The organism is Prevotella ihumii (genome assembly GCF_900155655.1).
GTDB lineage: Bacteria > Bacteroidota > Bacteroidia > Bacteroidales > Bacteroidaceae > Prevotella > Prevotella ihumii.
In genome coordinates this window covers 69384-88851 of the sequence record NZ_LT706987.1, presented here as the reverse complement: position 1 = coordinate 88851, position 19468 = coordinate 69384, and the positions used below count along the sequence as shown (strand labels likewise).

General features: G+C 40.7%; 14 protein-coding genes and 5 pseudogenes. 7 read left to right on the top strand and 12 right to left on the bottom strand.

All coding sequences use genetic code 11. From position 1 onward, the window contains the following. Window positions 1-142: 142 nt before the first annotated feature. Complete coding sequence (locus CZ367_RS00405; RefSeq protein WP_077195265.1) at window positions 143-589, bottom strand: copper resistance protein NlpE N-terminal domain-containing protein; 447 nt, start codon at window positions 587-589, stop codon at window positions 143-145. Between the two features lie 179 nt (window positions 590-768). Next, complete coding sequence (locus CZ367_RS00400; RefSeq protein ID WP_077195264.1) at window positions 769-1107, bottom strand: MerR family transcriptional regulator; 339 nt, start codon at window positions 1105-1107, stop codon at window positions 769-771. A gap of 131 nt (window positions 1108-1238) precedes the next feature. On the opposite strand from CZ367_RS00400, the gene alaS reads away from it, so the two are divergent. The 4 genes from alaS (at window position 1239) to cls (ending at window position 9368) form a co-directional block, all read left to right on the top strand. After that, on the top strand, window positions 1239-3899 hold the full coding sequence (gene alaS, locus CZ367_RS00395) for an alanine--tRNA ligase (protein WP_077195263.1): 2661 nt from the start codon (window positions 1239-1241) through the stop codon (window positions 3897-3899). Between the two features lie 445 nt (window positions 3900-4344). Then, on the top strand, window positions 4345-6285 hold the full coding sequence (gene dnaG / locus CZ367_RS00390) for a DNA primase (RefSeq protein WP_077195262.1): 1941 nt from the start codon (window positions 4345-4347) through the stop codon (window positions 6283-6285). Further along, a complete protein-coding gene (locus CZ367_RS00385) occupies window positions 6282-7943 on the top strand; it encodes a hypothetical protein (protein ID WP_077195261.1) in 1662 nt (553 codons plus the stop codon). The genes dnaG and CZ367_RS00385 overlap by 4 nt, the downstream gene beginning before the upstream one ends. A gap of 3 nt (window positions 7944-7946) precedes the next feature. Continuing rightward, the gene (gene cls / locus CZ367_RS00380) at window positions 7947-9368 is read left to right on the top strand and encodes a cardiolipin synthase (protein ID WP_077195260.1); all 1422 of its coding nucleotides are present in this window, start codon (window positions 7947-7949) and stop codon (window positions 9366-9368) included. A gap of 96 nt (window positions 9369-9464) precedes the next feature. On the opposite strand, the gene CZ367_RS00375 is transcribed toward cls, so the two are convergent. The 3 genes and pseudogenes from CZ367_RS00375 to CZ367_RS00365 all read right to left on the bottom strand — a co-directional run. Further along, window positions 9465-9896, bottom strand: a complete 432-nt coding sequence (locus CZ367_RS00375) for a hypothetical protein (protein ID WP_144005918.1) — start codon at window positions 9894-9896, stop codon at window positions 9465-9467. Between the two features lie 26 nt (window positions 9897-9922). Further along, window positions 9923-10882: a transposase gene (locus CZ367_RS00370; RefSeq protein ID WP_449421160.1), complete on the bottom strand. Its 960-nt coding sequence runs from the start codon at window positions 10880-10882 to the stop codon at window positions 9923-9925. A gap of 40 nt (window positions 10883-10922) precedes the next feature. Then, window positions 10923-11442, bottom strand: a pseudogene (locus CZ367_RS00365) (IS1380 family transposase); the annotation flags it as partial. 170 nt (window positions 11443-11612) lie between these two features. On the opposite strand from CZ367_RS00365, the gene CZ367_RS16590 reads away from it, so the two are divergent. Then, entirely contained in the window at window positions 11613-11930 is a 318-nt protein-coding gene (locus CZ367_RS16590) for an ATP-binding cassette domain-containing protein (protein ID WP_077195257.1), read from the top strand. A gap of 245 nt (window positions 11931-12175) precedes the next feature. Here CZ367_RS16590 and CZ367_RS16695 read toward each other — a convergent pair. Then, a pseudogene (locus CZ367_RS16695) lies at window positions 12176-12433 on the bottom strand (IS1380 family transposase); the annotation flags it as partial. A 3-nt stretch (window positions 12434-12436) separates the two neighbouring features. Further along, window positions 12437-13606 (bottom strand): annotated as a pseudogene (locus CZ367_RS00350) (IS1380 family transposase); the annotation flags it as partial. 158 nt (window positions 13607-13764) lie between these two features. On the opposite strand from CZ367_RS00350, the gene CZ367_RS00340 reads away from it, so the two are divergent. Together CZ367_RS00340 and CZ367_RS00335 are read left to right on the top strand one after the other, a co-directional pair. Beyond that, complete coding sequence (locus tag CZ367_RS00340) at window positions 13765-14454, top strand: ABC transporter ATP-binding protein (protein ID WP_262500711.1); 690 nt, start codon at window positions 13765-13767, stop codon at window positions 14452-14454. Next, window positions 14451-15227 (top strand): ABC transporter permease, encoded by a 777-nt coding sequence (locus CZ367_RS00335; RefSeq protein WP_077195256.1) that lies wholly within the window; start codon window positions 14451-14453, stop codon window positions 15225-15227. Before CZ367_RS00340 ends, CZ367_RS00335 begins: the two co-directional genes overlap by 4 nt. 208 nt (window positions 15228-15435) lie before the next feature. Here the strand turns inward: CZ367_RS00335 and CZ367_RS16035 are convergent. The 5 genes and pseudogenes from CZ367_RS16035 to CZ367_RS00315 all read right to left on the bottom strand — a co-directional run bounded on the left by CZ367_RS16035 (window position 15436) and on the right by CZ367_RS00315 (window position 19436). Next, window positions 15436-15624, bottom strand: a pseudogene (locus CZ367_RS16035) (hypothetical protein). 15 nt (window positions 15625-15639) lie between these two features. Next, window positions 15640-16378, bottom strand: a pseudogene (locus tag CZ367_RS00330) (hypothetical protein); the annotation flags it as partial. A 232-nt stretch (window positions 16379-16610) separates the two neighbouring features. Continuing rightward, on the bottom strand, window positions 16611-16970 hold the full coding sequence (locus CZ367_RS00325; RefSeq protein WP_077195255.1) for a Spi family protease inhibitor: 360 nt from the start codon (window positions 16968-16970) through the stop codon (window positions 16611-16613). Between the two features lie 736 nt (window positions 16971-17706). After that, window positions 17707-19050, bottom strand: a complete 1344-nt coding sequence (gene dacB, locus CZ367_RS00320) for a D-alanyl-D-alanine carboxypeptidase/D-alanyl-D-alanine endopeptidase (RefSeq protein WP_077195253.1) — start codon at window positions 19048-19050, stop codon at window positions 17707-17709. Beyond that, window positions 19047-19436: a PH domain-containing protein gene (locus CZ367_RS00315; RefSeq protein ID WP_144005917.1), complete on the bottom strand. Its 390-nt coding sequence runs from the start codon at window positions 19434-19436 to the stop codon at window positions 19047-19049. The genes dacB and CZ367_RS00315 overlap by 4 nt, the downstream gene beginning before the upstream one ends. Between the last annotated feature and the right edge of the window lie 32 nt (window positions 19437-19468).

The window sequence follows — 19468 nt, the reverse complement described above, 5'->3', positions numbered from 1 at the left end:
ATAAAAAAATAAGGCGAAAAAAAAACCGCCATTGAAATGGAATGTTCCATTATCAATGGCGGTTCTTTATAATTGTTTTATCCCTCTATACCTCAATGCTTTGCAATGTTAGCTCTTTTGGGTATAGAAAGTCTTTATGGATTTACTTTACCACTTTCAAGTCGTAGTTCATTTCCTTAGCTTCTGACTCTTCCAACTGGTCGTTTACCATACGAAGGGTAGCATCGTCTACTTGGAGGAAGTAAGTGTCGTTGCCTTCGCCGAATGTAAACTTGTAGCCTACCTTCTTCTTGCCGTCAACGTCCTTTTCTATCTTTTCAGCAGTACCTGTATATTTGTTTACAACGTCCTTGCCCTTTTCAGCTTCGAGCAATGTTTCTGTTGCGCTGAAACCGTTTGTGCTGTCTGTAGCCATAGCTATTTCGTAACGTGTTCCAGGACCATCTGCTGCTGGAATTTCGCCTGCATAGCGAATTGAGTCTACTGTTGTTGCAGTGGTATCTGCTGTTTTAGCTTCTTCTGTTTTACCTTTTTGCTGGCATGCAACCAATGTAGCGCACGCTGCGAATAATACTAATACTTTTTTCATTTCTATAGAGTTTAATTTTAAATTGCTACAAAGTTAATTATTAATTGATATTTAGCACTAATTAATTCTATAAAAATTGCTAATGTCTTGAAGATTAAAAATAATTATGCAATATATTGCTCTTATGTTATTTTTTGAGCAATATATTGCATAGTGTTTGTTTTAGATGCAAATCGTTTTTACACTAAGCTGTCTATTATTCCTTTTAGCTCCTTCAGCTGGTCGCGCACAGAGATAAGGCTTTCCATCACCTTTTGGCTCTTGTCGGCTCCTGAACGGTTCTCTTGCAACATCTTGCGTGCAGCCGCAATCTTGAAGCCACGCACCTTTACAAGGTTATAAATAACTTTTATTTGTTCTATATCCTTTTCGGTGTATTGGCGCACACGGTTTCCCGTGGTCTTGGGACGGAGATGTGGAAACTCGGTTTCCCAATAACGCAACAAGCTTTCTGAGACTCCAATTTCTTGTGCCACTTCCTTAATAGAGTAATATAGCTTTCGTGATTTCTCTTCCATTTATATTTTGTTTCACGCTTGTTTACTACCCTTATGGGTAATCATTTAGCAATTCATTTGCAAAAATAGTGAAAAGTCAGTATCTTTGCAACACTTTTCATTGAATTTTAATAAATTAAGAAATAATAAAGATGATGACAGCTAACGAAATTCGTGACTCGTTCAAAAAGTTTTTTGAGTCGAAAGGTCATGTCATTGTACCGTCCGCTCCTATGGTAATCAAGGACGACCCTACGCTGATGTTTACTAACGCTGGTATGAACCAGTGGAAAGATATTATATTAGGTACAAAAGAACCCGAACCACGTCGCCGTGCCGACTCGCAAAAGTGTCTCCGTGTAAGCGGAAAGCACAACGACTTGGAGGAAGTGGGACACGATACCTATCACCACACGATGTTCGAGATGTTGGGCAATTGGAGCTTTGGTGATTATTTCAAAGAAGAAGCCATCGATCACGCTTGGGAATACTTGGTAGAGGTATTGAAGCTCGACCCAAAAGACCTTTATGTTACCGTGTTTGAAGGTAGTCCTAAAGAAGGCATAGGCAGAGACAACGAGGCGGCAAAGTATTGGGAAAAGCATCTCCCTGCCGACCATATTATAAATGGAAACAAGCACGACAACTTCTGGGAAATGGGCGACACAGGTCCTTGCGGTCCTTGCTCCGAAATCCATGTCGACTCTCGCAGTGCTGAAGAAAAGGCAAAGAAGCCAGGTCGTGAGCTTGTAAATATGGACGACCCACAGGTGATTGAGATTTGGAACATTGTCTTTATGCAATTCAATCGCAAGAAAGATGGTTCGCTCGAACCATTGGCAATGAACGTCATCGACACAGGTATGGGCTTCGAACGCTTGGTGCGTATGCTTCAAGGCAAGAACTCCAACTACGATACAGATATCTTCCAGCCTGTAATCAAGGAAATGGAACGATTGAGCGGTAAACAGTACGGATTTACTACTCCATCGGGCGAAAACGGTGAGGCAAAGAATGAACAAGAAAAGATAGATATTGCAATGCGTGTAGTGGCAGACCATATGCGCGCAGTGGCATTCTCTATTGCTGATAGTCAGCTTCCAAGCAATGCAAAGGCTGGCTATGTTATTCGTCGTATTCTTCGTCGTGCGGTGCGTTATGCTTACACCTTCTTAGGTCAGAAAGAGGCATTTATCTATAAGCTATTGAATATCTTTATCCACGAGATGGGCGGTGCTTACCCTGAACTTCCTGCACAGCGTGAACTTATCACACGTGTGATAAAGGAAGAGGAAGACTCGTTCCTCCGCACTTTGGAAAAGGGTATCAACCTTCTCAACGATGCTATGGAACGTATGCAGACTGAAGGCAAGACAGTGCTTGACGGCAAGGAAGCATTCCGCTTATTCGATACCTTTGGTTTCCCACTCGACCTGACCGAACTTATCTGTCGTGAAAAGGGCTTCACCGTAGACGAAAAGCAGTTCGAGGAGGAGATGGCACAGCAGAAGGCACGTGCTCGCAATGCAGCAGCGGTGGAAAACGGCGACTGGGTGGTATTGGCTGAAGGCGAACAACAGTTTGTAGGTTACGACTATACCGAATACGAATGTCGCATTTTGCGCTATCGTCAAGTTACACAAAAGAAGAATACCTACTACGAGGTAGTGCTCAACAATACGCCTTTCTATGGAGAAATGGGTGGACAAGTAGGCGACCAAGGTGTTCTTGTTAGCGAAGATGAGACAGTGGAAATTATCGATACCAAGCGTGAGAACAACCAGAGTATTCACATCGTAAAGCAATTGCCAAAGCATATCGAGGCAGACTTTATGGCTTGTGTAGATACTGACAAGCGTGATGCTTCGGCAGCCAACCATACAGCAACTCACTTGTTAGACTATGCGCTCAAGCAGGTATTGGGCGAACACGCTGAACAAAAAGGTTCGTATGTAAGCTCTGACACATTGCGTTTCGACTTCTCGCACTTCCAAAAGGTTACAGACGAGGAGTTGCGACAGGTGGAACGTCTTGTAAACGATATGATTCGTCAGGACATTCAGCGTGAGGAACATCGTGATACCCCATTGGAAGAAGCTAAGAAGATGGGAGCTGTGGCATTGTTTGGCGAGAAATATGGCGACAAGGTTCGTGTGATTAGCTTTGGTCCTTCGTGCGAGTTCTGCGGTGGTATCCACGCTACCTCTACAGGTCGTATAGGTTTCTTCAAGATTGTGAGCGAAAGTAGCGTTGCAGCAGGTGTACGTCGTATAGAAGCACTTACGGGTCAGAAGTCAGAAGAAGCTATCTATGCAGTGGAAGATACATTGCGCGACTTGAAAGCACTCTTCAATAATGCGAAAGACCTCAAGGGTGTTGTTGAGAAGTTTATACAGGAACACGACACCTTGAAGAAAGAAATGGAAAGTTTCCGCCAACAAGTTGTAAGTCGTACAGCTAAATCGTTGGTAGAGCGTGCAGAGGTGAAGAATGGCATTAGCATCGTGAAGGCAGTGTTGCCAGTAGAACCTGCATCAGCCAAGGATATTGTGTTCAAGGTGCGTGAAGCTATTCCCGAAAAGCTTGTTTGCGTATTGGGTTCAACCCACGAAGGCAAACCATTGCTCTCTATTATGTTGAGCGATGATATGGTGAAAGATTACGAACTCAATGCAGGAAAGATAATCCGCGAGGCTGCCAAACTGATGAAGGGCGGCGGTGGCGGTCAACCTCACTATGCACAGGCTGGCGGTAAAGATGTTGATGGTGTAACGGCTGCTGTGTATAAGGTGATAGAGTTGGCTCAACTTTAAGCCTTTACATTCGTACAACTTTACTACTCCAATGCTTATTGTTTGGAGGCAAACATACAAATGGCTCGCATCGTTTATCGGTGCGAGCCATTTTTTAACCCAAATCGGTCATTAGCCCGCAAAGGCTTTTTAAAGCGTTTAGATGTTATGCTTTTCTTCGTCTTTGCACCTTATTTTGGCTCTTTTCGTTTGTTTTTTCAGTTGTTTAGCTCGCTAAACGTCTTCAAAAACAACCAAAAATAGCTCAAAATAAGCTCGCAAATCTCGAAGAAGTCTAACGACCGATTTGGGTTTAACGCATTTTACATTACACCTTAAATATATTACCTCAAACAGAATTTTATGTAAAAAATAATGTTTTTCAACTATGGGTTAAGGAACTTAATAGGTAAATAATAGTAATATCATATTTGAAATGCTGTTTTAATTTGCTATCTTTGCATTTATGATTGACAGATCAACGATAGACAGAATATTAGATGCAGCAAACATTGTAGATGTTATCTCTGAATATGTTACGCTTCGCAAGGCGGGAACAAGTTTTAAAGGCTTGTGTCCGTTTCACGACGATCGCACTCCTTCGTTCTCTGTAAGTCCTGCAAAGGGGGTTTACAAATGTTTTTCGTGTGGTGAGGCTGGCAATGTAGTCAACTTTATTATGAAGCACGACCAACTGTCGTGGGCTGAAGCCTTGCGTGTGTTGGCAAAGAAATACAACATTGAGATACAGGAACGTGAGCTAACCACCGAGGAACGCCAATTGGAAAACGAACGTGAAGCAATGTTCTTGGTCAACGAGTGGGCAGCAAAGCACTTTCACGATATATTAAAGAATAATGTGGACGGGCAAGCTATTGGTTTGCAGTATTTTCGCAGTCGTGGTTTCAGAGATGATATTATAGAAAAGTTTCAATTGGGTTTCTGTCTTTCGGGTCGTCAAGACTTCTCCAATGCCGCCCTTGCAGCAGGTTATAAGCGTGAGTTCTTATTGAAAACAGGGCTATGCTATGAACGTGAGAATGGCGACTTATTAGACCGCTTCAATGGTCGTGTTATTTTTCCGTGGACAAATGTCAGCGGAAAAGTGATAGCCTTTGGAGGTAGACTGTTGGACTCACGCACAAAGGGGGTAGCCCAGAAGTATGTAAATTCCCCAGGGAGCGAAATTTATCAGAAAGACCACGCACTCTATGGCATCTTCCAAGCCAAGAAAGCCATTGGAAAGTTCGACCTTGTATATATGGTAGAGGGTTATACCGATGTGGTTTCGATGCACCAATGCGGTATTGAGAACGTAGTGGCAAATAGCGGAACAGCATTGTCGGTTCATCAAATCAAAATACTGCATCGCTTCACGCAGAACATTGTTTTGCTCTATGACGGCGATGAGGCAGGTCAGCACGCTGCATTGCGAGGTACGGATATGCTCCTTGCCGAAGGAATGAACGTAAAAGTGCTGTTGCTTCCTGACGGGAAAGACCCTGACGAATTGGCTCGTAGCTTTACAGCAGAGGAATTTAGAAAATACATAGAAGACAATCAGACCGACTTCATTGTATTTAAAATCAATCTGCTCTTACGAGGTGTAACCGACCCCGTGAAACGTTCGGAGGCGGTAAACTCTATTGTACAAAGCATTGCCGTAATCAAAGACCCCATACTACGCGACACCTATCTGCGTGAATGTGCGCATCGTACAGGCGTAAAGGAGGAAACACTCATCACACAGATGAACCGTTTCATCTATAACGATAAAGAACAGCAACGCCGTGAACAAGAACGTGCCGCACAAAGTGCCGAAGCAATTACTGCCACACCCGAACCTCTTCGTCCTGCCACACCTATGCAGCAAGCATCAAAGGTAGAAACAATGCTTGTGCAAGCCATTGTGCGTGACGGTGAAAAGATAATCTTCCGAGATATTGAAAACGAAGAAACGGGAGAGAAAATAAGTCTGAATGTGGCACAATACATCGCTTACGATCTTGGCTTAGATGACCTTTCGTTTGCCAATCCACTTTCTGTTCAGATACTTGCTGAAGCTGTGGAGCATAGCGGGGAGGAAGGATTTAAAGCCGAAGAATACTTTACCCATCACACAGATGCACTCATTTCTACATTGGCTGTGAAATTGAGCGTAGACCAGTTCCACCTTTCGGAAAGTATGCAGGTAAAGGAAAGAGAGACAGACTTGAAAGATCGCATCGTACACCTCATTCTCGACTACCGAATGGACTATGTCGACCATCGCTTAAAGGAATTACAAGCAGCCCTATCTTCCGAAAACGACCTTACAAAGATGATGGAAAAGATGGGCGAAATAAAGCAAATGCAGGATATGCGTAATATTCTTGCTCGCAAACTTGGTAATGACATTGTGGTATGATCAATATTTTTAGAAAATTATTTGGAACTAAGCTCCGCCTATCTGATGTGAATATGAATACCAACAAGCAGATGGTGGAGACGGCTCTTGTTTCCTTGAATAGCAAATACGAATGGAAGAAAGAGGATAAAGATTGGCTTGCGTTGTACGACTATCAAAATGGGCATTTTGGTATTCGCCTACAAGAGTCTACACCTTATGCCGTCTTATCTTATCTCTTTATAGCCGATGCACAAATGGAATATCTCAGCAATGTAAGACAATTGTGCAATCATCTTAATTTATCGTCAGATAGCAGTCGTTTTGTTTACTCTATCAATAACGAAACGAATACTATCGACCTCCATCTCTTCACCTCTATTTTGTTAGATCCTGACCGTTCATCCGACATCATCTCGCTTGCTATGCGTGAGATGTTTGGTTGGCAAGCATTGTTGATGCGTAAATTAGCCGATGTAATAAAGGCGCAGAAAGAAAACAAGAATAGCGATACGGAAGTGTCGGAAAGCCAGTTGATGTGCGAACTTTTCCTTCTTCGTGAACAAGAAGTGAACCATCAGAAAATGGCAGACCAATGGCGAAGTAATCCTGTTGAACCGCTTACTCTTGGACAATGGTTGCGCACAGCGTGGGGGTGGAGCGATGTTGTGGTATCCGAATTGAGCGTGATAACCGATAGGGTAGAGACCATCAACGATAAGGCTGCTATTGAGGCGTTTACCTTCTCCGATGCGCTCATCAAGGACAATGCTTTTGTACGCAAAGACCTCACACTCAACCTTACATTCTTTATCCCTTCCGAGCCAGACCGCCGCCGTTATATGACTTTCTTTGTTCAGCAGGTGGACACAACCAATGATGCACTTTATTATCGTATATCGTCAATGCTGCAATCGTTGTCGCCTACTACGTCCGAAACCATTTATGCAGAACATATACAGTCTTACTCGCACTCGGTACTTGTAGCTTTCGACCTTAGAGACAACAAGCAATTGATGGCAGAGTTTAAGTATATGTGGCAAGATGCAAAAGACAAGTTGGAAAAAGGCGCAGTATCAGAACTATCAGACGAGCAACGTCTCATAGCCGAAGTGGTATTGCCCGATGTTGCAGGTTATCTTTATCGTGGGCGAAAACTTTATCTTGCCAAGCGATACTATGAGGCTATACTTTGGTTGAGCAATGCTTTCGGTTTACTACACTCCAAAGCTGACGCAATGGAAGCCGATAACCAGCAGTTCTTTTATGACCTTTGCTATATGTTGGGTTTCTGTTACAATCAAATTCAGCAACACGAAACAGCGTTCTATTACCTCTCTTTCACCATTCACCTCAATCGTATCACCTACACAGAAGAATATATCAACACGCTTATAGCGATGCACGATGTTCGTGCGCTCAACTATATAGAAAATATAGAACGAGAAATGGAGGGGGAATATCAAAATCGTGACGATGAAGAAGAAACTTTAGACCAAAACATACAGGCTTTTCGCTCTTTTCTCAATCGACAGAAAGCATTCCTTTTCATAGAGAAGGGTAGTTGGGACGAGGCCGAAAAGCTACTTAATGTACTCATTAACGACCCTCGTAGCACCGACTTTGCCTTACAAGAATTGGCTTATCTGCAGAGTTTGCGCAATAAAAAGAAAGAGTAGCCTATGATTTATGTACACTGGATAGTTCTCGTTGCCTACACCGTTATTGCCATTTTGGCAATGATAACCGTTGTAATGGAGCATCGCCAACCTGCCAAAACCATTGCTTGGATATTGGTGCTGGCTTTTATGCCGCTGTTGGGAATTGTCCTGTACTTCTTCTTTGGGCGGCGCACTCGTAAAGATAGGCATATCTGGCAGCGCAGTCTTGACCAACTGACCAAGCGTTCGATGGTGGAATTTGTAGAACAAAAGAACCTTCAAATTCCAACCGAACATAAAGAAATCATACAACTTTTTATGAATCAGAATTGGGCTTTACCATTCAAAAACAACGAAACGGAAGTCTATACCTCTGGTTACGAATTTTTTCCTACCTTGTTGGCTGAGTTTAACAAGGCAAAACACCATATTCACATTGTTTCTTATATCATCGAAGACGACCCTTTAGGGCGCCTCGTACGTGATGCCCTCATTGCAAAGGCTCGTGAGGGCGTTGAGGTGCGTTTTCTTTACGACGATGTGGGTTCGTGGAAAGCAAGCAATCGTTTCTTTGAAGAAATGCGTGAGGAAGGCATTGAGGTTCACTCGTTTATGCCTGTGCGCTTTCCTGCATTTACGGGAAAGGTGAATTATCGCAACCATCGCAAAATTATCGTCGTTGATGGCAAGGTGGGCTTTATAGGGGGAATGAACATCGCTCTACGTTATGTAAAAGGGACACAGCGCGAAGCGTGGCGCGATACTCACGTCAGGATAGAGGGAGCTGCCGTTTATGGACTTCAGCGTGCTTTCCTTATCGACTGGTTTTTTGCCGATCGCACACTCATTACCGACCGAAAATACTATCCCGAAACCACCCTTACGCCCAACAATAGCCTTATTCAGATTGTAACAAGCAGTCCTACAAATCTGTGGCCAGAAATAGAGCAGGGCTATCTAAAAATTCTAATGAGCGCAAAGCATTACATCTATATGGAGAGCCCTTATTTCTTGCCTACCGAACCTATACTCTTTGCCCTTCGCACAGCAGCATTGGCGGGTGTAGATGTACGCCTGTTGCTTCCTTTAAACGCTGATTCTAAACTCGTAAGTTTGGCTTCACGCACTTATCTTTGTCAAATAGCAAAGGCAGGTGCAAAGGTGTTGCTCTACACAAAGGGCTTCAACCATTCCAAACTTCTTGTAGCCGATGACAGCATTGCTACCATAGGGTCGACCAACATTGATTTCCGAAGTTTTGAAAACAATTTTGAGGGCAATGCTTTCTTCTACGATACTACCACCGCAATACGCATCAAAGAAATATTCCTTACAGATTCTGTCGATACTATTCCGTTAGAACAGCTCCGTACTATCAATAACGAATCGTTCCTTTTCCGTCTTTGGGAATCTTTAGTGCGACTGCTTAGCCCGTTGTTATAGACTGATAAAGTGTGCAATCCATCTTTTATAGCCATAGACAGCAAAGCAAAAGCAAAGCTGTCTATGGCTTTTATATGAGGTATAACAAAGTTCTTTTTATGCCTCTTGATATACAAAAAAATCTACAGCACTTTCTCTGTATCCATAAGTAACAAATTCAATACCTCTTGGTTTATGCGTATTGTTTTTCTCTACCTTTACTTCAATAGATTTTAAATCGTTTGCAATATAGAATGTTACCCAATCATAGTGTATTCGTTGAACACCATTAGGCAAAAGTTCATTTTCTATTTTTTTAGGATCAATTCTTCCGTCCTTAAATTCTTCTTTAGTTATGTCAGGATCTTTTATTGTAAGATATAAGGTGTTAAACCACCAAGGATGCTTTTTCAAGATTACTTCGTTAATTTGCGTTCCTCCTTGAGCATCAAATGCTAAACTTATATATTTGCTTCTTGCTTCTTGACTTAAATCGTCACAAGCTGTTAAACAGAACACAAGAAATAAAACATTTGTAATAAGTAACAATAGTTCGTTAAAATTTGAGATAATTGTTACGCAGCTTTCCTCTGCCAGCCAAAGAGTTCTTTGATAGTATGACTAATTAACTTTCGGTTCGGTATGCTCCGACACCTGTCGAAAATTAATTTTGCAATGTATGTGCTCGCCATGAGCTCCTTGAAAGAAGCCATGGAATACGGTAGCCCGTTTTCCTTCATCATCACCTTTGCCACATTCTGTGATGCAAATGATGCGTTGTAGGAGAAGTCCAACTGATTCTTGTGCCTTGCCTGGCAATGCGCGAGTCCGGTATACTGCTTGGCATCACGGAAGCAAAACTCGATTTGGAATCTTGAGCGGTATGTGCGCAACACTTCCTCACCTGATATGGCTGTCTTTGTAGAGAAGAAAAGTTTGTGCTTGCCGTTCGGCATCACCCAAATGACAAGACGCACTTTCTGCTTCAGTGCCTTTGAATAGGCGATGAGTGTGTAAGCTGTGCCTTCAAGTCCTTCGATATGCATCTTCGCCATACGCGTGAGGTCGAGTTTCTTGTAATTGATTTTCCCGTCAAGTGTTTTGGGACGCCCGGGCTTATTGGAACGAGGTCCCGTGTACACATAGTATAGGCTCGCCGTATCCCTGAAACGGCTGACAAGATGAAAGCCTTGCTCCTTGATTCCCTCCACAAACGGACGGATAGAGAAGAAAGCATCAGCGACAACAATATCGGTGACCTTCAACAATTCTTTCCTGTAGCGTTTGATGACGGCAATGTAATGCTGCACAAGAGTCATGCTACGCAGTTTCAACTCTCTTGTAGAAGGGGTTTGATGGGCACGAAGCATCATACAGTTGTTGGCGTAGACATCGACAAGGGCAAGTCCCATGATTTCAAGTCCGTGTTTCATGGAACCTGCACAGCCGGACCAGAAAGTACCAACATGCGGAGTCTTCTTGCCTGACTTACTGATGTAGCTCGGATCTATGGCTATAGCCAACAGTCCGTCCATGTTCAGATAACGCTGGGAAAGGTAGAGGTTGAACTTAACNAATAACCGCCACGCCAGGGCGATAACCAAGGAACTTCTTGTATGTAGGCTTTGCATCATACTTCTCTGTCTCTATGAACTGGTGGTCGAAATCAACATCATACATCTCACCCTCTTTCAGTTGGCCAGATGCAAATATACAATTGAGCAATAAAGTATTGAGAGTGTCAGCCGTATTGAACTCGTAGGTCCTGCCCATATCTGATGTGTATGAAATGTTTTCTTGCGTCAACTCCTTTATCGCTCTGAGGATAGTATCAGAGCTACAAGTGCGAAGTGTCGGATGAAGCGAGAGGTGGTTCATCAAATGAGTAGTGACATCCGGGGGTACATAAACCGCCACAGAAGTAGATACTTATGAGAGAACGGATGATTTCGCTGTACTGATAACCGAACGATCCACACCTTAGACCGAGGGTTGAGTCGATTACAGATGATAATGTGGAGTCAAATTGCTCCATGATTGAAAATAATCCCCCAAAAGGAGTGAGTTTCTCAGATTTAATTTGTATCTTCGCCATGCCTATCGTCGGATTCTCTTGTTTTTTTTACAACACTAAGATAAGTGAAAAATCTGACGTGGCAAAATCCTAAGCAACTTTTTGTTGCTCAGGTACTTAATAAGTTTAATTTATAATAGTGTTGCGGAATTAAGGTTAAATACGAATAATTTTAATAGAAAGTGTTGATTATGAATATACTTGAAACTAGCCATCTCACTTTTAACTACAGAAATCATTCTGTATTAGAAGACATTAACTTGAAGATTCCAGAAGGTTCCATTTATGGATACTTAGGCAAGAATGGAGAGGGTAAATCAACAACGATAAAGATACTTTTAGGATTGGAGCAAACTAAAATAAATACGGTATTTTTCAATAAANGGCATCTCTGCAGATTTCTGTATATTGGTCGAGTGGTTCTGATGTCATTTGCTTTATGTTTTTGCTACTATAAAGTTACTGATAATCAGCCACTTGGCCAAATTTTATTAGTTATATTAAGTTAATTAACTCTCTCATTTTCAAACGATTACATTAGAATTAACGAAGTATTGAAGTAAGATAGATTTTTTCATTGTATACCTCAAATCCGCAACTTAACTTTTCAACGTCCTTCTTGCGTGTACACATCCTCTCATTACTGAATTTGCAGATAATTAGAACTGAAATCCCCACTTCAGCCTACAACATCCCCTTACCCCACAATGCGACTTGAGGCAATACGCAGTATCATACCCATAAGTTGTAGGCGTTATCCAAAATCTGTCTGGAACACATCCGCGTAAGCATTGTTACAAGTATAGATATTCAGCACATACTGCCTTGATGTCCTGATCCACTTTGCTGGTACAGAGACAAACCTGAAGACAAGCGCTTTTATGCGGCTTGTTGTATTGAGTCCGAACCTCTTTACATCAAGTCTTTGGATAATGGCCTTGTAGAAGTTACGGATAAGTGCTGTAAGAAGAAGGAACACGGTGTTCTCTGCCATGAAGGATTTGGGCAATCGNTTTTTCAATGGCTTGACCTTATCGCTGATATGACGGACGAGATAGAGATAGAAGTTCTTCAGCATGGCGGTAACCATCATAAAAACCATATTCTCAGCCATAAAGGAAAAGGGCAGATGTGACCATCCGAAGTCATTGTTCTGTATGTCGAAGTTCTTTTCGCTTGCTCCACGCTCATTATAAAATGTAATGATGTCTTTCTCGGTAGACATCCAGTTATTGGTGAGGATACAGCGGTATGTGTATATTACTCCGAACATATCTGTCTGTTGCTTGCCATCCTTGTCTTTCAAAGGACTACGCTGTACGACAAGCCTGTATGACTTTCCTTCTATTAAGTTGTCTATGCTGACGGAGGTGACATCGCATCTCTCATAATCAACCTCAACACTCTTCCATTCTTTCAGCTGGCGGAAGTCCTCGTGTCGGCTGCCGCAGTTGGCAGCACGTATATAGAACGTGTTGCAGCGCTGCTCTACGGTTTGGATAATTTCCTTTGAGAACGATCCGCAATCAGCACGGAAACGCTCTATTACCACACCAAGTTCTGAGGTTACACGGTCCATAATGCGACGGAGCGTGTCTTCTTGATGGAATCTCACATTGGTGTTTCCGTCACGATTCTCACCTCCGACTATGATTCCCCCAATGGAAGCCCAACCAGGGAAATAGCCAAAATCCTGCTTGTAAGAATATTTTGCATCGAACTTGTGGGCTGGAATAAACTGGTGATCAAAGTCTAAGTCAACATGACTGCCCACCTTTATAAGCCCCATTCTTCGTATCATCCGTAAAAGTAAGGTATTCAACTTTTCTGCTGTGTTGAAACTATACGACTTGTCGGAGGTCTTGCTCTTATAGACAATATTTTTCTCGGTAAGCTCCTTTAGTCCGCGCCCCACAGTGTCGGCACCGGGTAACAGCGTATCAGGTCTTTGCTTGAACTGCCCAATAAGCGCATTGATGTCCTCAAGGCATTCTCCACCACAAAGGTAACTGAAGAAGAGAGATCCAAAAATACTTCCATAACAGAATGCTTTGCCGCTACTTCCACGTTTGCCCAATACAGATTCGGTAAGTTTTTCAAAGCCCAACTTTGAGAAAACGTCCATAATATGATAAATTCCACCGAAAGAAGTGATATTCTCGTTTTTAATTGCTACCTTTGCCATATCAGTTTTTTGCTTACTCGTTTATGTTTACAGCACCAAGATAGGTGAAATTTCTGACATATCCAAGTGTTTTGAGAACTTTGTTTCTCAGGCACTTGGAGTTCTTACAAGAATTTATGCTGCGGAATTAAGGTAAAAAAGAATTTCATTCCAACAGATTGCATATCCTTCAAAATATAGGATGCTTGATTGAACATCCATTCTTTTATGCAGATTTGAGTGCCTATGAGAATCTAAAATATTTGGATATACTATATCATTGTGGACAAAAACGCATTCAAGAGGTTCTAGAGCTTGTGAATTTGACTAAAGATAAAGACAAAAAAGTTAGAAAATATTCTACAGGAATGAAACAACGCTTGGGAATTGCGATGGCAATGTTTCATAATCCTAAATTACTCATTCTTGACGAACCACTCAATGGACTAGATCCTCAAGGTGTTTTTGAAATGAGAGAGCTAATGTTCAAACTTAAAAGTAAAGGAAAAACTATTTTCATTTCAGGACATATCTTAGCTGAAATGGAGAAAATATGCACACACATCGGAATATTAAATAATAAAAGATTATTGTTTCAAGGAGAAATTAATAGTCTACTCAATCAGAAAAAGCAATCTTATTTAATACATACGGACCAACCGGAACGATGCATGAAGATATGTAAAGAACACTTGATTCCCACAAAAAGGATCTCTGAAGCAACGCTTATTATAGAAATAGAGCAAGATGGTTCCTTTGACAGTTTTAAAAAATTAATGCAACAAAACCACATTCAAATTTTATTTGCAGATACATACCAAGAAAATTTGGAGTCTGTATTCCTTCATCTAATAAAAACCGACTTATGAAACCTATATCGTTCTTTACTATTCTTAAAAGTGAACACTATAAATTAAGATTTAATATTGCCATTTGGCTTTTCTTGCTATTTCCTTTGTTCATGACTTTATGCGTCGATATATATGTTTTGCATAAACATGCTGATGATATCTATAATCCGGTAATAACTTTTGATTATAATCCTTGGGTATGGGTATTGGGTAGATACATCTTCGACTCCTATGCTCTGCTTTATCCAATTCTTGCAGCCATTTTGAGTTATTCTTTATGCGATGTAGAATATAAGAATTATGGATTTAGACTTCTTTTTACAAGACCAATTAGCAAGCTGACAATTTATTCGAGCAAAATAGTCTTCCTTTTAGAGATTAACTTTATTTCTTTCCTTATAGGTTATCTTACTTTCCTCCTGTCTGGTTTTGCTCTGGATAAGTTATTACCTGGATATGAATTCTCCAGTTATAATGTTAATAACCTAATAGCTTCTTATTTCTCTTATTTGTTTATAGCACTTTCTGCTGTTTCATTTATACAATATTATCTTAGTTTGATTTTTAAGAGTTTTGTTTTACCTATTGGGTTTGCTAGCCTCATGACGATTTTTGGTATTATTGCTCAAAATAAAGATTATATCTACCTTATACCCTATAGTACAGTGTGGAGATTAAACTATTGTTTTTATAGCGGGATAATAAACTTTTCGAAAGGCGAATACGTAAACATAGCCTATGTGTTATTCTTTGTCGTTATCTCTTTTTTTGTATTTATAAGGAAAAAATAAAAGATACCCTTCGGTGAAAAAATCAAATAATTAATTAAGAAATAAAACTTTAGAGATGTTACAGAAATTAGCACTTCAAAAGAGTATTTCATTAATACACTAGTGGATATATTACTACAAATCTTCTGAAAGAATTCAACTTTAGTATCATCAGATTTATACATGAAACAAAATGCAGTCCCTAGCGTAATATTAGGGTAATAATAACTTAACAACTTAAAATTATGAAAAAATTAAGCCTCAAATCTGCAACTAAGCCCTTGAACGTCCTTATTGCGTTTACCCGTCCTCTCATTACTGAATTTGCAAATAATTTGAACTTGAAGCACCCACTTCTGCCTACAATATCCCCTTACCCCACAATGTGACTTGAGGCAATACACAATATCATTCCCATAAGTTGTAGGCATGATCCAAAATCAGTATGGGAAACATCTGCGTAAGCATTATTACAGGTATAGATATTCAGCACATACCGCCTTGATGTCCTGATCCACTTGGCTGGTACAGAGATAAACCTGAAGACAAACGCTTTTATGCGACTTGTTGCATTGAGTCCGAACTTCTTTACGTCAAGTCTTTGAATAATGGCCTTGTAAAAGTTACGGATTATACCGACTATCAAATCGCCAATAACCGCCACGCCAGGGCGATAACCAAGGAACTTCTTGTATGTAGGCTTTGCATCATACTTCTCTGTCTCTATGAACTGATGGTCGAAATCAACATCATACATCTCACCCTCTTTCAGTTGGCCAGATGCAAATATACAATTGAGCAATAAAGTATTGAGAGTGTCAGCCGTGTTGAAATCGTAGTTCTTACCCGTATCTGACGTGTATGAGATGTTTTCTTGCGTCAACTCCTTTATCGCTCTGAGGATAGTATCAGAGCTACAAGTGCGAAGTGTCGGATGAAGCGAGAGGTGATTCATCAAATGAGTAGTGACATCCTGGGGTACATGAACCGCCACAGAAGTAGATACTCATGAGAGAACGGATGATTTCGCTGTACTGATAACCAAACGATCCACACCTTAGACCGAGGGTTGAGTCGATTACAGATGATAATGTGGAGTCAAATTGCTCCATGATTGAAAATAATCCCCCAAAAGGAGTGAGTTTCTCGGATTTAATATGTATTTTTGCCATGCCATATCAGAGTTTTGCTTGCTTGTTTTGCAACACTAAGATAAGTGAATTCTTTGACATGGCAAAATCCTGAGCAACTTTTTGTTGCTCAGGTACTTAAATAGTTTAAGTTATAATAGTGTTGCGGAATTAAGGGTATATTAATTTTCTTGTTTTGGCCATAAAATAAGATAAGCAGGTTTTGAACGATAATCCATAGCATTATTCTTTCCTGTATACTTAAATTCATTACCTACATTTCTCCATTTTTCATTGAGTGCCTCTCTTGTATTGCATTTTCTGTATTTAGTGCAGGTTTATCATTATTTCCTCTTGTTGTACACATTGCTTTATATTGTTGTGCTTCCTTTTGGCAATCCTGTATTTCCTTATTATTACCTGCAATCATATTCTGAATATGGTGTTGCATTTCAGCTTCTTGCAAGATGTTTTTCTTAAACCTTCCAGAATCTAATACTGCATAAACAGGGAAAGTTCTTTTATCCTTAGACACTATGGCATATCCGTGTTCATTTTCAAATGTTACTACATAAAAATTGTCTGCAAACTCAGTAAGTTTGTCGTTTGCTCTTGATTGTGGTTCATTTGCCAAGTCTATAACTTTCTTGTTGACAGCTTGTAAAAGCAACAAGAGAAATAATAACTGATAGTTTGGTTAATTGTTTATTTATGTTTTTTTGTAGTATTTTGGCTGCAAAGATAATTACTTTATTTTTTCGAAATACGTTTTTAACAATATTTAAACCCAAATCGATCATTAGCCCGCAAAGGCTTTTTAAAGTGTTTAGATGTTATGCTTTTCTTCGTCTTTGCACCTTATTTTGGCTCTTTTCGTTTGTTTTTTCAGTTGTTTAGCTCGCTAAACGTCTTCAAAAACAACCAAAAATAGCTTAAAATAAGCTTGTAAATCTCGAAGAAGTCTAACGACCGATTTGGGTTTAAAATATATTTTTCTATCTATATTTGAACACTTGTAAGTGTAGTTTTTTAAGGTTATATTTTAGTCTATGATGCTATTTGCGTAGTTCAAGAGTAAGGTTTGTGATGAAAGTATATGGCTTTTAGTAAAAGGAAGGATAGAACAATTAAGACTTGAGGGAGAAATATAGTTTTGATACTTGTAAATACTTGATTTATAGAGGCTTGAAAGGTAGCTTCTCAAAGTTCAACTTTGACACAATAAAACATATATGTTTGAGCCTCCCAAAGTTCAACTTTGACAACACCAAACATATATGTTTTGCTTTCTTATCATTGATGTTTGATAAGTCTAAAATGGAATGAGGAAAAATAGAACAATATCCTAATGCAAATTATCGGTTGGAACACTATTGGCACAAAGCTACACAAATGCGATTTTGTAAACCACGCATTGGTGCTTGCGACATACCCCCATTTACGATGATAGCGAAGCAGAGCGTGTGTCCATTTGATGCGGTGAGGTAACCTGCTAACGAACTTACCCCCATTACCGTACCTGTTTTAGCTCGCACATTGCCTGCTGCTGCCGTACCTCGCATACGTTTCCTCAATGTTCCGTCGACACCTGCAATAGGCAAAGTGTTGAGAAGGGTGGGGTAAATGTTGGGTTGCTTGTAAGCATAACGAAGCAGTTGGATCTCTAATTCGGGACTGACATAGTTGTAGAGCGATAGCCCTGAACCATCGGCAATGTTATAGTTTCGGGGTTGCAAGCCTAACTTTTGTATCAGTTTATTGATAACCATTTCGCCCTTTCGAACCGAGTTCCATTTCCCCCCTACTGAAGCTGCCACTTGGTAAAACATCGACTCTGCATAGAGATTATTGCTCTCTTTCATCATCTTATACATTACTTGTGCGATAGGGTGGGTGCGTTCTGTAATGAGTGTAACACCTTGTGGCAAAACCTTTTCGCCCATTATGCCATTGTGCGAAATGCCACACTCACGAAGTTTGCTTTTCAGCGTTGAGAGAAACACATCACGCTTGCCTATCTGTAAAGGACGGAGTGGGGGATTTTTATCGTCCCAACACCAGCCTTTGCCAAACTCGTTTTTATCTTTGAACGACAAGTCGGCATAGATGCTGCCATTGATGTTCTGAATACCCAAGTCCTTTATCGCTTCGGCAATGGCTGTAACGTCTGTATTGCTTAACATAGGGTCCATTCCGCCCACACAGTAAATGTCGCCATCAAGCGTTTGTGTAGAGTCGTTCAAAGTACCTGTATAGTAAACCGAAGTTTTGAAATTATAATCAGCTCCCAGGCGGTCTAATGCTGCAATAGCTGTAATACATTTCATTGTAGAAGCAGGGCGCATCTGCGTGCGTTCACGATAGTTATAAAGGCTTTTGTCATCGGTCAAGTCCCACACCATTACCCCAACCGAAGTAGTTTGTGTAATGTCGCTTTGTAGTATTCCGTCAAGTCGTGCCTTTATGTTTTGTTCCCAAGAGAGACTATTGTCGGTCTGAAAACGCTCTGTTGTCTCGTTATCTTCTCCAGCATCTTCAGAAGTATTGTCTATTTGTCTGCTTTCAACAGTTGTGGGTTGGGTTGGTGGGGCAATGTCTTTTCCACTAATAATGCGTGCCACTGTAGCACTATCAAGATACACTTTAGATTGTGCGGAAGCCTGAACTGTAAAAACTACAGCCATCGCCACAGCATATATATACTTTAGTTTCATAATCTTTTTCTTATTGCTGCAATAAACGCTTCGCTTGTTTCGGGTTGGATACTCTCCACTTTTCCATCTTTCAATTCTATCAGCACATAACTTCCCAATCGGAAAGCCAAAGGTAGTGTTTTTACCTCTTTAATATCTGCCAACAAAATGGTCTTGCTTTTCTTAAATCTCCCTCTGCGTATCGTGAGTTTACCATCATCGGTTAGCACATAAATGGTGTGCAACGCTTTGTCTAAAGCCACCATCGTAAGCAGCACAAACATAACGCCCAACACTACCAAAATACTATTTTCGCGATGCCAAAAACCATATAATGCGCCCAAGGTGAACATCAGGATTGCAGCCCAATCTAACAGCATTGGGTGATGGTTAAAACTTCTATTCATTATTGCTTTATTATTTCTCAACTGCGATAGCC